The sequence below is a fragment of the Ralstonia mannitolilytica genome (assembly GCF_000954135.1).
In the GTDB taxonomy this organism is placed as follows: Bacteria; Pseudomonadota; Gammaproteobacteria; order Burkholderiales; family Burkholderiaceae; genus Ralstonia; species Ralstonia mannitolilytica.
In genome coordinates this window covers 1,035,234-1,048,306 of the sequence record NZ_CP010799.1, presented here as the reverse complement: position 1 = coordinate 1,048,306, position 13,073 = coordinate 1,035,234, and the positions used below count along the sequence as shown (strand labels likewise).

13 protein-coding genes and 1 tRNA gene are annotated in these 13,073 nt (G+C 66.1%); 8 read left to right on the top strand and 6 right to left on the bottom strand.

Translation table 11 applies throughout. The features are described from left to right. Window positions 1-4 precede the first annotated feature (4 nt). The 3 genes from mutY to mutM all read right to left on the bottom strand — a co-directional run bounded on the left by mutY (window position 5) and on the right by mutM (window position 4,352). Window positions 5-1,153 carry an A/G-specific adenine glycosylase gene (gene mutY, locus TK49_RS05060; RefSeq protein WP_045785728.1) on the bottom strand — a complete coding sequence of 383 codons (1,149 nt, stop codon included), beginning with the start codon at window positions 1,151-1,153 and terminating at the stop codon, window positions 5-7. Window positions 1,154-1,256: 103 nt separating this feature from the next. Continuing rightward, on the bottom strand, window positions 1,257-3,200 hold the full coding sequence (locus TK49_RS05055) for a dynamin-like GTPase family protein (protein WP_045787754.1): 1,944 nt from the start codon (window positions 3,198-3,200) through the stop codon (window positions 1,257-1,259). Window positions 3,201-3,488: 288 nt separating this feature from the next. After that, a complete protein-coding gene (gene mutM, locus TK49_RS05050; protein WP_045785727.1) occupies window positions 3,489-4,352 on the bottom strand; it encodes a bifunctional DNA-formamidopyrimidine glycosylase/DNA-(apurinic or apyrimidinic site) lyase in 864 nt (287 codons plus the stop codon). 101 nt (window positions 4,353-4,453) lie between these two features. On the opposite strand from mutM, the gene TK49_RS05045 reads away from it, so the two are divergent. The 8 genes from TK49_RS05045 (at window position 4,454) to TK49_RS05010 (ending at window position 11,270) form a co-directional block, all read left to right on the top strand. After that, the gene (locus TK49_RS05045) at window positions 4,454-6,385 is read left to right on the top strand and encodes a tetratricopeptide repeat protein (RefSeq protein ID WP_045785726.1); all 1,932 of its coding nucleotides are present in this window, start codon (window positions 4,454-4,456) and stop codon (window positions 6,383-6,385) included. Continuing rightward, complete coding sequence (gene lolB / locus TK49_RS05040; RefSeq protein ID WP_045785725.1) at window positions 6,385-6,996, top strand: lipoprotein insertase outer membrane protein LolB; 612 nt, start codon at window positions 6,385-6,387, stop codon at window positions 6,994-6,996. The genes TK49_RS05045 and lolB overlap by 1 nt, the downstream gene beginning before the upstream one ends. Before the next feature lie 16 nt (window positions 6,997-7,012). Then, window positions 7,013-7,882: a 4-(cytidine 5'-diphospho)-2-C-methyl-D-erythritol kinase gene (gene ispE / locus TK49_RS05035; RefSeq protein WP_045785724.1), complete on the top strand. Its 870-nt coding sequence runs from the start codon at window positions 7,013-7,015 to the stop codon at window positions 7,880-7,882. 50 nt (window positions 7,883-7,932) lie between these two features. Further along, a tRNA-Gln gene (locus tag TK49_RS05030) sits at window positions 7,933-8,009 on the top strand. An 80-nt stretch (window positions 8,010-8,089) separates the two neighbouring features. Next, complete coding sequence (locus TK49_RS05025; RefSeq protein WP_045787753.1) at window positions 8,090-9,040, top strand: ribose-phosphate pyrophosphokinase; 951 nt, start codon at window positions 8,090-8,092, stop codon at window positions 9,038-9,040. Between the two features lie 152 nt (window positions 9,041-9,192). Continuing rightward, complete coding sequence (locus tag TK49_RS05020; protein ID WP_045785723.1) at window positions 9,193-9,822, top strand: 50S ribosomal protein L25/general stress protein Ctc; 630 nt, start codon at window positions 9,193-9,195, stop codon at window positions 9,820-9,822. Window positions 9,823-9,996: 174 nt separating this feature from the next. Further along, window positions 9,997-10,599, top strand: a complete 603-nt coding sequence (gene pth / locus TK49_RS05015; RefSeq protein ID WP_045785722.1) for an aminoacyl-tRNA hydrolase — start codon at window positions 9,997-9,999, stop codon at window positions 10,597-10,599. A 23-nt stretch (window positions 10,600-10,622) separates the two neighbouring features. Then, entirely contained in the window at window positions 10,623-11,270 is a 648-nt protein-coding gene (locus TK49_RS05010) for a DUF4124 domain-containing protein (RefSeq protein WP_045785721.1), read from the top strand. Window positions 11,271-11,330: 60 nt separating this feature from the next. Here TK49_RS05010 and TK49_RS05005 read toward each other — a convergent pair whose 3' ends face one another. From TK49_RS05005 to rsmD, 3 genes are all read right to left on the bottom strand, one after another. Beyond that, window positions 11,331-11,591: a YfhL family 4Fe-4S dicluster ferredoxin gene (locus TK49_RS05005; protein ID WP_045785720.1), complete on the bottom strand. Its 261-nt coding sequence runs from the start codon at window positions 11,589-11,591 to the stop codon at window positions 11,331-11,333. Window positions 11,592-11,641: 50 nt separating this feature from the next. Further along, window positions 11,642-12,145: a pantetheine-phosphate adenylyltransferase gene (gene coaD, locus TK49_RS05000; protein ID WP_045785719.1), complete on the bottom strand. Its 504-nt coding sequence runs from the start codon at window positions 12,143-12,145 to the stop codon at window positions 11,642-11,644. A gap of 194 nt (window positions 12,146-12,339) precedes the next feature. Further along, window positions 12,340-12,996, bottom strand: a complete 657-nt coding sequence (gene rsmD, locus TK49_RS04995) for a 16S rRNA (guanine(966)-N(2))-methyltransferase RsmD (protein WP_045785718.1) — start codon at window positions 12,994-12,996, stop codon at window positions 12,340-12,342. Between the last annotated feature and the right edge of the window lie 77 nt (window positions 12,997-13,073).

Here is a 13,073-nt window from a genome sequence, read left to right as displayed (position 1 = left end):
CGCGCTAGACGAGGCTCGGCTGCACCAACGTCTCGAGCGCCAGCTTGACCGGCGCAGGCAACCCCACCGAATTCAGCCGCGCGAGCGGAACCCAGCGCCAGTTGTCGTCCAGCGCTGCGGGCGTGGTGATCTGGGCGCGCAACAAGTGCATGTGCAGCCGGAAATGCGTGAAAGTGTGCGTAAGCGCGCCCGCACGCTCAACCGACGAGACATCCCCATAGCCCTGCGCCGCCTGGCGCACGGCCGCCACATCAAGCGGATGCGCATCGAGCGCATCGTCCATCTCGCCCACCAGCGGCAGCGACCACAACCCGCCCCAGATACCGCGCTGCGGCCGGCGCTGCAGCAGCACCGCATCGCCGTGGAGCGCAATGACCAGCGTGGCGGCACGCTCCGGTATGGCTTTGCGCGGGCGCGGCACGGGCAGCTCCATCACGCGGTCGGTACGGCGCGCTTCGCACAACGATTCGAGCGGACAGGCGCGCTCGCCGGTCAGGCACGCGGGCTTGCCGCGGGTGCAGACCGTCGCCCCGAGGTCCATCAAGCCCTGCGTATACGGCTCAATGCCTTCTGCCGGCGGCAACACCGACTCAGCAATGCGCCACATCGTGTCTTCGACACGCTTGTCGCCAGGAAACCCGTCGATGCCGAACGCGCGCGCGAACACGCGCTTGACGTTGCCATCCAGGATGGCAGCGCGCACGCCATACGAAAACGCGGCGATGGCCGCAGCGGTCGAGCGGCCGATGCCAGGCAACGTCGCCAGCACCGCTGGATCGCGCGGGAAGACGCCGCCATGCTCGGCAACCACGATCTGCGCGCAGCGATGCAGATTGCGGGCGCGCGTGTAATAGCCGAGGCCCGCCCACGCGGCCATCACGTCGTCGGCGGGCGCGGCGGCGAGGGCCTGCACGGTCGGGAAACGCTCGATGAAACGCGCGTAGTAGCCGAGCACCGCGCTCACCTGCGTCTGCTGCAGCATGATCTCGGACAGCCAGGTGCGATACGCGTCGCCGGTGTTTTGCCACGGCAGGTGGTGACGGCCGTGACGCTGCTGCCAGGCGATCACGCGTACGGCGAAATCATCGGGAAGCGGCGGTAGTGCGGGAGCAACTTGCGCGGTGCGTGGTGCGCGGCGGGCAGCGGTGGTCATGCGTGTGATGTCCAGGCGGCGCGCGGAAGATGCGCGCCGGCGGCGATCCTACCAGAACGAAAAAGGCGCCCGCAGGCGCCCTTCTCACGGTTTCCCCTCCGCATTACGCCGCAACGGATTGGCGCTCCAGCATCGTCCCTGCCGCCAGGATGCGGTCGGAGTACTGCGCAATCGTGCCGCTGCGTTCGTCCAGCGTATTGAGCAGTGCTTCGAGTTCGGCAATGCGCGTCTCGAGCGTGTCCGTCGCTTCATGGATGCGCTCGATCGAATCCACACGCTTGCGCAGCTGCTTCTGGTGATCGCGGACTTGCGCTTCGAGCGGTGTCATGACGGACTTCAGCCAGATCTCGATGTCGCGGTTCATGTCCTGGAAGGTATCCAGCACGCGGCTGGCCACGGTCGAGAACGCGCCATGCACGAGCTGCGGCTTCGGCCGCGTCAGGAAGCTGAACGCGCCGAAATGATTGTGCGCAAGCTGCAGCGTTTCCTTCAGGTCGGCGTCATAGCGGGTGCCCAGGAAGCGCAGCGGCGGCGACAGCGTAAAGCCGTGCTCGGCGTTGAACTTCTTGTACATGCCGTCGACCATCTGATGCAATTGGTCGATGCGAGCTGCCGCGTCGCGCACGAGGTCGGTCAGATGCGCGAAGAGCTTGTCCATATCGTCGCGCAGGCCGCGCGAGAACACGCGCTCCTTCATCTTCTCGCGCGCTTCGCGCATGGTCGAGCGGATCTGCTTGAGCTGCACGCTCTTGATGATCTCGGCGCTGTGGCGGCCGAACACCGTGCGCAGCGCCTGGAACTTGGCGATGCTCTGCTCGAACTCTTCCTTCTCGCCCTGCACGCGCATGAGCATGTGCTTGACCATCGTGTGGTTCTTGCCGCGCAGGCCGCGCAGTTCGAACAGCTGCTCGACGATGTCGCGGCGGCGCATCTGCAGCAGTTGCTGCGCACCGGCGGCCATGTCCTTCACGGCCAGTTGCACCTGCTCGGTAACGATCTCCCGCCGCTGCGGGATCAGCTGATCCGACAGCACCGACTCCAGTTCCAGCAAGCGGCTCTTGGCGAGCAGAGCCGAATCGTGGCTGACCTTGGCCAGCAGCCCTTTCTGCGCCGACACCGGATACACGCGCTCGACATCGATATCGAGCACCTGTGCCGTGGTCATGATCTGGCGGCTGACTTCGCTCTCGACTTCCTCGTCGGTCTTGAGCGGATCCCACAGCCCATCGACCTTGTTCAGCACCGCGATGCAGCCCTTGCGCTGCCCACCGCCCACGTGCGAGCGCCACAGCTCCAGGTCGCTCTTGGTCACGCCGGCGTCCGCTGCCAGCACGAACACGACGACATGCGCATCCGGAATCAGGCGCAGCGTCAGTTCCGGCTCGGTACCGATGGCGTTCAGCCCCGGCGTATCCAGGATCACCAGCCCCTGCTTGAGCATGGGGTGCGGGAAATTGATGATCGCGTGCCGCCACTTCGACACTTCGACCGTGCCGGCGGCATCCACCGAAAACGCGGCGTCAGGATCGGCGTCGTTATAGAGGCCCAGCTGCTCGGCTTCTTCCTTGGGCACGCGCACGGTTTCCACCACATGGCGGAACGCTTCGAGCATGCCCTCGGGCGACGAGGGATCGAGCGGCACCGACAGCCAATGGCTTTCGGCATCGCGAAAGTCAGCGGTCGACGCATCGTGCAGGCGCGTCTCGATCGGCAGCAGACGGATCGACGGCGGATAGCTTTCGTCGTACATCAGCTCGGTCGGACACATCGTGGTCCGGCCCGCCGACGACGGCAGGATGCGGCGGCCAAAGTCCGCAAAGAAGATGGCGTTGATCAGCTCGCTCTTGCCGCGGGAGAACTCGGCAATGAAGGCGACCTTGAGCTTGTCGCTTCGCAGCACGCCCCGGATGCGCTGCGCACGCATGTCTGCCTGCGCGTCGTACAGCTCCTGGGCTTGCAGCCAGTCCTGGAATTCACCCACCGACTGCAGTACCGAAGCGCGCCACGCGCTGTATTGCTCGAACTGTGTGCTCAGCGTGTTGTTCATCGTTTTGTCTTTTTTGTGTGCGCGACCCGACCGCGAAAAACGCGCGCGCCCCTCGGCATCGCAGATACCGCCCATTACGGCACAGAAATGCACAAATTTAGGTGGAACGATACAGGGAACGACCTGCTTTCGGGAGAACTTTCCGCACGCTTCGCCAGCCCGGGCAGCGAAGTGTTGCGGGATGCCATCGGCGGCGGCTCACCCCACTTCGAAAACCTTGCGGAATGGCGCCTGAATCGCTCCAGCACCCTGCTACGAATGGCGCTTTCAGCCGCCGGGGTGAACCGCTCAGCGCTGACAGGCCGGACAGTAGAACGTGGAGCGCTGCCCCTGGACGATCTGGCGGATCGGTGTGCCGCAAACGCGGCATGGCAGGCCGGCGCGGTCGTACACAAATGCGTCGAGCTGGAAGTAGCCGCTCTGTCCATCGGAGCCCACGAAATCGCGCAAGGTGCTGCCGCCGCGCGCGATGGCGTCGGCCAGTGTGGCGCGGATGGCCTCGGCCAGCGCCGCATAGCGCGGACGGCTGATGCGGCCGGCCGCCGTGGTGGGCCGGATGCCGGCACGGAACAGGCTCTCCGAGCAATAGATGTTGCCCACGCCCACCACGATGTCGCCGGCCAGCAGCGCAGACTTGACGGCAACGCGGCGTCCGCGTGTGCGCGTGTACATCCAGTCGCCGTCAAAGCGCGCGTCGAACGGCTCGATGCCGAGATTGCGCAGCAATGGGTGCTCGGCCAGGCCAGCCTCGTCGCCGGGGTGCCACAGCAACGCCCCGAAGCGGCGCGGATCGCGATAGCGCAGTGTGATCGGCACGCCGGTTGCGTCGGCCAGTTCGATATCGACGTGATCGTGGGCGCCGGGCGGGGCCGGCGCCTCAAGGACGCGCAAGGTGCCTGTCATGCCGAGGTGGATCAGCAGCCAGCCGCCCACCACGTCGCCCTGGCCCGCCTGCGGCATGCATTCGATGAGCAGGTACTTGCCGCGACGGAGGACGCGGGTGATGGTCAGCCCGGCGAGCAGCTCGGGAAGCGCCGGGTCGATAGGCCAGCGCAGCCCGTGATGGCGCACGACGGCGCGCACGATACGTCGCCCGGTAATATGCGGTAGCAGACCCAGCCGGGTGACCTCGACCTCCGGCAACTCAGGCATCGAACCTCCGTCCCATGTGCGGCTCCAAGCTTTTTGACGATGCGGGCGATTGTAGCGGTCAGGCTACAATGCCCCGAACCCCCATCCGGAGCTTCGACACCATGCCCCACGCCCTCTCCCGTTCGCCCGCGACGCAACGCCCGCGGCGATTCCCGCGCAGCCGAGCCGCTCTGTTGGCCGCGCTGGTAGCGGGAGGGTTGACGAGCCTGCCCGCATGGGCCTCGCCTCCGGTGTCCGCTCCCACCCCGGTTGCCCAAGGCAGCAAGGAAGGCGATGGCCGCACCGCCATCCAGCTCGAACGTTCGCGCCCGCGTAGCGGCCTTCAAGGCGCCGATCGGGCGGACCTGCCGCGCGTCCCGCTTTCCGCCGACATCATGTACCGCGTGCTCGCGTCAGAGGTGTCGCTGCAGCGCGGATTGGCCGAACCTGCGTACCGCACATATCTGAGCCTCGCGCACGACACGCGCGACCCGCGCTTCGCCCAGCGCGCCACCGAAATTGCGTTCCTGGGCCGCTCGCCCACGCAAGCCCTGACCGCCGCGCGCGTGTGGGTGGAGCTGTCGCCCACGTCCATGCCGGCGCGTCAGGTGCAGCAGCTGCTGCTGGTTGCCACCGGCCAGTGGTCCGAAGTCGAACCGATGCTGCAGGCGCAATTGAACAAGGTGTCGCCGGGCCAGCGCGCGGACGCCCTGCTGCAGCTGCAGCAGCAGATGTCCAAGAGCAGCGATCCGCAAGGCGCCGTGGCGGCGCTGCAGCGCATCGCGGCGCACGACATGCAGCGCCCCGAAACGCATCTGGCCCTGGCACGCGCCAAGGCCGCCGCCAAGGATGTGCCCGGCGCCCTGTCGGAACTCGATACCGCGCTCAAACTGCGGCCCGGCTATGAAGACGCCGCCATCCTCGCAGCGGAACTGCGCGCCGATAGCGACCCCGATGCCGCGATCGCAGGCCTGCGCACGTTCCTGAAGGCCGCGCCGGCCTCGTTGGACGGCCACCTGGCGCTGGCCCGCATGTACCTGATGCGCAATCAGCAGGACCAGGCGCGCGCCGAATTCGAGGCCCTCAAGAAGATCGCGCCAAACGATGCGCGCATCACGCTGGCCCTCGGCCTGCTGAACCTGCAGCAGCGCCAGTACGACGACGCCGAGCGCTACCTGAAAGAGTACATCTCCGCCACCGCCAAGTCGCCCACGCTGAGCCCCGAGCCGGGCTACCAGGGCCTGGCCCAGTTGGCCGAGGAAAAGCGGGACTACGCCGCGGCGCTCGGCTGGGTCGACAAGATCACCGGTTCGGCCAACGGCGACGCCGACGGCCAGACTGCAATGGCGGCCGGCATCAAGCGCGGCCAGCTGCTGGGCAAGCTGCGCCGCATCGACGAAGCGCAGCAGACCTTTGACGAACTCGTCGCCGATGCGGAAGACGTGCCCGACGGCCCACGCCGGCAGGCCCTGATGGACGGCATCCGTCAGGCCGAGATCGGCATGCTGATGGACGCCAAGGCCTACGGCCGTGCGCGGGCACGCGTCAATGAACTGCTGAGCGCCGATCCGGACAACGTCGAATACACGTATCAGCTGGCCATGCTTGAAGAGCACGACGGCCATTACGACAACATGGAAACGCTGCTGCGCAAGGTCATCGACCTGCGCCCGGGGCAGGCCATCGGCTACAACGCGCTCGGCTATTCGCTGGCCGATCGCAACATCCGGCTTCAGGAAGCGCAGGAACTGCTGGAGAAGGCCGTCTCGCTGGCGCCGGATGATCCTTACATTGCCGACAGCCTGGGCTGGGTCAAATACCGCCGCGGCGATCTGCCGGCCGCCACCGACATCCTGCGCAAGGCGTGGAGCGCCGCTCCGCAAGCCGAGATCGGGGCGCACCTCGGCGAGGTGCTGTGGCAATCCGGCAAGCAGGACGACGCGCGCAATGTATGGATGGAAGCCGCCAAGCTCGACATCAACGACAACACGCTGCGCGACACGCTGCGCCGCTTCGGCCAGCCGATCCCCAATCCCCCGGCGAGCACGAACTGATGGCGGCGCGGCTTCCAAGCGCGTTCGGCGCACTGATGCTCGGCGTGAGTTGCCTCCTGTTCACCGGCTGCGCGAGCGTGCGGCCGGCCAATGACCTGTTTGCCGGCACCCAGGACACCGACGCCACCGTCACGCGGTACCAGGGCCGTTTCTCGGCGCGGTACACCCAGGGCAATGCAGAACAGAGCGCCGTCGGCAGCTTCCTGTGGCGCGAGCGCGGCCCCGACGTGCAGCTTGAATTGATGTCGCCGCTGGGCCAGACACTCGCCATCGTCAGCCAGAACAATCAGGGCGCCACGCTCGAACTGCCGAACCAGCCCGCCCGGCGCGCCCCCGAAGTCGACACGCTGATGCAGGATGCGCTGGGCTTTTCGCTGCCGGTGGCGGGCCTGCGCGACTGGCTGCGCGCGCGTCCGGCCCCCGGCGCCCCCGCCCGCGTGGCGCGCGACGCGCAATCACGTCCCGAGACCATCGAGCAGAACGGCTGGACGGTGCGCTACGTCGCCTGGGCGGATGACGCGCCGGGCGACGCCCGTATCCGCCGGCTCGACCTGGAGCGTCCGCAGGGCGCCAACGGCCCACTCACGGTGCGGCTCGTGCTGGACCAATAATCCGCTGCCGTCCGTCATGACTTCTGCGCCCGACGAACTGCGCGACTGCCCCGCGCCCGCCAAGCTCAACCTCTTCCTGCATGTGGTCGGCCGCCGGCCCGACGGCTACCATCTGCTGCAGACCGTCTTCCAGCTGATCGACTGGTCAGACACGCTGCACTTTACGCGGCGTCCGGACGGCCGTCTTCTGCGCACCAACGACATCCCCGGGGTGCCGCCCGAGGACGATCTCGTGATCCGCGCGGCACGCCTGCTCCAAGCCGAAACCGGCTGCACATACGGCGTCGACATCACCGTCGAGAAACGCCTGCCGATGGGCGGCGGCATTGGCGGCGGCTCATCCGACGCGGCGACCACGCTGCTCGCACTCAACCGCCTGTGGGGCCTGGATCTGCCACGCGCGACGCTGATGGCGCTTGGCCTGAAGCTGGGCGCCGACGTGCCCTTCTTCGTGTTCGGCCAGAACGCCTTCGCCGAGGGCATCGGCGAAGAGCTGACCCCTGTCACGTTGCCGCCGGCCGCGTTCGTGGTCATCCACCCGCGCGTGCATGTGCCGACCCCTGCAATTTTTTCTGACGATGGGTTGACACGGGATACGCCCCGCACCATAATTACGGACTTTCCTGACCGACAAATTGTTTTCGCTTACGGTCGCAACGATCTGCAAGCGGTGGCGGAAAGGAAATACGGCGAAATCGCCCGAGCTCTTGCCTGGCTGCGTCAGTTCAGCCCCCTGGCAAGGATGACCGGGTCCGGTGCATGCGTGTTCGCTCCGTTCGACAACGTCGAGCATGCGCAGGCGATAGCGGACCAGGTACCTTCCGCGTGGGAAGGTAGGTGTGCGGCAGGTCTGACGCATCACCCGCTCGCGAGGTTTGCCGTGTAGGGTTTGCAGTTATTGCTTCTGCAATGGAAGCAGTAACCGATCGGTTGTGTAGGGGAGTCGCCAAGTTGGTTAAGGCACCGGATTTTGATTCCGGCATGCGAGGGTTCGAGTCCTTCCTCCCCTGCCATTTTCTTCCTCATGTTCCCAGCAATTGCCCGGTTGGCGCCCAAGCTGACCGGCGCGTCTGAAGTCAAAACAGGTGCCCCGATGAGCAGCGAAGGCTTGATGGTTTTTACCGGCAACGCCAACCCGAAACTCGCAGAAGCTGTCGTCAAGCACCTGGGCATTCCGCTGGGCAAGGCCCTTGTCGGCCGATTCTCTGATGGTGAAGTCCAGGTCGAGATCCAGGAAAACGTGCGCGGCAAGCACGTGATCATCCTGCAGTCCACCTGCGCCCCCACCAACGACAACCTGATGGAACTGATGGTGATGGTCGATGCGCTCAAGCGTGCATCCGCGCGTCGCATCACGGCCGCCATCCCCTACTTCGGCTATGCCCGCCAGGACCGCCGCCCGCGTTCGGCGCGCGTGGCCATCTCGGCCAAGGTCGTGGCCAACATGCTGGAGGTCGCCGGCGTCGAACGCGTGCTGACGATGGATCTCCACGCCGACCAGATTCAAGGCTTCTTCGACATCCCGGTCGACAACATCTACGCATCGCCGATCCTGCTCGAAGACCTGCGCAAGAAGAACTACGACAACCTGCTGGTGGTGTCGCCGGACGTCGGCGGCGTGGTGCGCGCACGTGCGCTGGCCAAGCAGCTCGGCGTCGACCTGGCCATCATCGACAAGCGGCGCCCGAAGGCGAACGTGGCCGAGGTGATGAACATCATCGGTGAAGTCGACGGCCGCAACTGCGTGATCATGGACGACATGATCGACACCGGCGGCACGCTCTGCAAGGCGGCCCAGGTGCTCAAGGAGCGCGGCGCCAAGCAGGTGTTCTCGTACTGCACGCACCCGGTGCTCTCGGGCGGCGCGGCCGCCCGCATTGCAGACTCGGCGCTGGACGAAGTGGTGGTCACGGATACCATCCCGCTGCGCGAAGACGCCATCAAGTGCGGCAAGATCCGCCAGCTCTCGACCGCCCCGCTGCTGGCCGAGACCTTCACCCGCATCGTGCGCGGCGACTCCATCATGTCGCTGTTCGCCGAATAACGCGGCGCCCAGGCAGTTTACTGTTATAATTCAAGGCTTTACCGCAGAAACGTCGGCTTTACGGCACTTCTGCGGCGTTTCCGAGGGCGCAATATGGCGCCCCGTTCACCAGACGGCTTGGTCGCGAGTCGTCTTTTTCGTTTGGAGCAATCATGAAAGTTGTCGCTTTCGAGCGTAGCGTTCAGGGCACTGGTGCGAGCCGCCGCCTGCGCAATGCCGGCAAGACCCCGGGCATCATCTACGGCGGTGCCGCCGAGCCGAAGCTGATCGAACTCGATCACAACGCGCTGTACCACGCGCTGAAGAAGGAAGCCTTCCACTCGTCGATCCTCGACATCGAAGTGGCCGGCAAGGTGGAAAAGGCGCTGCTGCGCGATTTCCAACTGCACCCGTTCAAGCAGCTGGTTCTGCACGTTGACTTCCAACGCGTGTCGGCCAAGGAAAAGATCCACGTCAAGGTGCCGCTACACTTCCTGAACCAGGAAACCGCACCGGGCGTGAAGCTGGGCCACGGTATCGTGAACCACATCGTGAACGAAGTGGAAGTGTCGTGCCTGCCGGCCGACCTGCCGGAGTTCATCGAAGTGGACCTGGGCAACCTGGAAATCGGTCAGACCCTGCACATCTCCGACCTGAAGCTGCCGAAGGGCGTGACCATCCTCACCCACGGTGGCGATGAGAACCCGGCCGTGGCCAACATCAGCGTGCCGGCTGGCGAGAAGTCGGCCGCTGCTGGCGAAGGCGCTGCCGCTGCCGAAGGCGAAGAAAAGCCGGCCGCCTAAGCTGCCGCCGCACCTCGCGTCCCGTCGCGAGTCGAAAAAGCCCGCCGAGCTGGTCTCGCCGGGCTTTTTTTCTGGCCGGTCCCGGGACAAGCCTCCCGGGCTCCAGGCTGCCGAAAGCAGCTATGCTTGTACGATCGAGGGGCGCTTCCTGCACCCTACCCTGACACCAATCGCATGATCAAACTCATCGTCGGGCTCGGCAATCCGGGCGCCGAATATGCAGCGACGCGTCACAACGCGGGCTTCTGGCTCGTCGACCAGCTCGCGCGCATCGGCAACGTGACGCTGCGCAACGAAACACGGTTTCACGGCCATGCCGCGCGCGCCAACCTCTGGGGCCACGAAGTCTGGCTGCTGCAGCCACAAACGTTCATGAACCGCTCCGGGCTGGCCACAGTGGCGCTGGCGCGCTTCTACAAGGTGATGCCGGACGAGATTCTCGTCGTGCACGACGAGCTCGATCTGCCGCCCGGCGTGGTCAAGCTCAAGCTCGGCGGAGGCTCCGGCGGCCACAATGGTCTGAAGGACATCGCCGCACACCTGGCCTCGCAGCAGTTCTGGCGGCTGCGGTTGGGCATCGGGCACCCGCGCAACCTTCTGCCGGCGGGAAGCGCGCCGTCCGGCCAGCACGACGTTGCCAATTTCGTGCTGAAAGCGCCGCGCAAGGAAGAACAGGAACAGATCGACCGCGCCATCGATCAGAGCCTCGACGCGCTGCCCGACCTGATTGCCGGCAACGCAGAAAAGGCCATGATGCGGCTGCATACCGCACGCTGATCCGCCAAATATCAAGGGACACCATGACACCGTTCGCCGCCCTCACCTCACGCGCCGCCGCGCTGGCGGGTCTGGCGCTTGGCCTGTCGATCGCCGTGCCGGCACAGGCGCAGGTCTACCGCTGCACGGAAGGCGGTCGGACGGTGTATTCGGATCACCCGTGCGGGGCGCGCTCCGTGGCGGTGCCGCTCATGGACAACACCCCAACTGCCGCCGACCAGCAGGCCGCCCGGGAACGCGCCAAGGCCGAAGCCGCGCAATTGCAGGAACTGGAGACCGCCCGCCGCAAGGCGCAGGCCGCGGAAGACGCCCGCCAGGCGCAGATCGCCGCACAGGCCGCCGCTGCGGCGGAGCAGGCGCGCCGTGAACAACAGCGGAAAGTCGTGGTCGCGCAGGAAGGCGTGCGCTATTGCCACCGCGTATATGTCGGACCGGTGCCCTACCCGTACCCGATGCCCACGCCCGTGATCGGCCCGCCGGTCGCGCCCACGCCCATGCCGGGCATCATCCGCCAGCAGCAGGGTGGCCCGAAGCCGTTCGTGCAGGCGCCTGCGCCCGCGCCGGCGCCCGTGATCCCGCGCCCGCACAGGCCCCATCCGCCGGCCTATCGCATCGTCTGCGAGCCGGGCTACGTGTATGAAGGCCCGGAAGATCTGCTGCCGATCCAGTAAGCACTGAACACTGCAGCCGCAAATGAAGAGAGACGGCCACGGCCGTCTCTTCTGTTGTGCTCAGGCCGCGCGCGGGGCCGAGGTAAGCTGGATGTACTTCTGCATCAACTGCTCGTGCGTTTCCTCGTGGGCCGGGTCTTTGGGGATGCATTCCACCGGGCAGACCTGCTGGCATTGAGGCTCGTCAAAGTGGCCAACGCATTCGGTGCACTTGCCCGGGTCGATCACATAGATCTCCGGACCCATCGAAATCGCGCCGTTGGGGCACTCGGGCTCGCATACATCGCAATTGATGCACTCATCGGTGATGATGAGCGCCATGATGCCTTCCTTCAGATGAGCGGCGGGCCGGTGCCCGCCAAAGCGTCATTTTATGCCGATTTGCCAGACCCTTCCGTCTTGCCGGTCTTTTCCTTGAGCCACTTCTCGACCGAGGGGAACACGAACTTGCTGACGTCGCCGCCCAGCACGGCGATCTCGCGCACGAACGTGCCCGAGATGAACTGATACTGATCAGACGGCGTGAGGAACATGGTCTCCACGTCCGGCAGGAGGTAGCGGTTCATGCCCGCCATCTGGAACTCGTATTCGAAGTCCGAAACGGCGCGCAGCCCGCGGACGATGACGCGCGCGCCGTTCTTGCGCACGAAATCCTTGAGGAGGCCGGAGAAGCCTTCGACCCGCACGTTCGGGTAATGGCCGAGCACCTCGCGGGCGATCTCGATGCGCTCTTCCAGTGCAAAGAACGGTCGCTTGTTCGGGCTCTGCGCCACCCCGACGATGAGCTCGTCGAAGATGTTGGATGCACGCCGTACGAGATCTTCATGGCCGCGCGTGAACGGATCGAAAGTGCCGGGATAAACCGCGATCACCATGGTTCCTCCACCAAGGGGAAAAAAGCATCCGTCGCGCGGCGTGGGACATGGCCGCGCCTGTGCTGCGTCTGGACACCGTTGCGTTGTGGAACGCGGCAGATCCCGAGCCTGCCGCTGACACGCCACCGGAGCCGGCCGGCTGCACCGCGACGGGTGCCGCCCCATGCCCATGCACCGGTGACGAGCGGCGTAGTTTAACCGTTTTTGCGCAGCAGCAAATGCGCATGCACCGCGCCGGCGCGCAGGTGCCTGTGCAGCGTCAGGCCAGCCAGCAACGGGATCCCCGCCGATGGGCCGCCGGCCTGTGAATCAGCGCTCACATCCACGAGAGGCTGCGCCGCTTCGAGATAGATCACCCCGCCCGGTTTGACCACGCGCGCCGCGGCTTCGAGCGCACGCAGCGTCCAGTCCTGGGCGAACGGCGGATCGATGAACACCGCATCGAGCGCCGCATCCGGCTGACGGGCGAGCCACGCAAAGGCGTCGCCGGAAACAATATCGACCATGCGCGCGCCGAGCTTGTCGCGCACCGCGTGCAAGGCGCGCACCGCCCCAGCGTGGCTTTCGACCAGCGTGACATGCGCGGCGCCGCGTGACGCCGCCTCGAAACCGAGCGCGCCGGTGCCGGCAAAGATGTCGGCGCAGCGCCAGCCGGCGAGGTCCTGGCCGAGCCAGTTGAAGACGGTCTCTCGGACGCGGTCGCTGGTCGGGCGCAGGCCGTCCGCGTCGACCACAGGCAGCGGCGTGCGCTTGTACTGGCCGCCGATGATGCGCACCTGCTGCGGCGCGCGCGCGTGCGACGTGGCGGTCTTGACCTTGGGGGCTTTGGAGCTGGAAGTACGAGGTGCCATGGGCGCGATTGTAGGGCCAGCGCAAAGAAAAACCGGCGGGTAGCCGCCGGTTTTTTTCCTGAGCTCGCGTTGCCGCG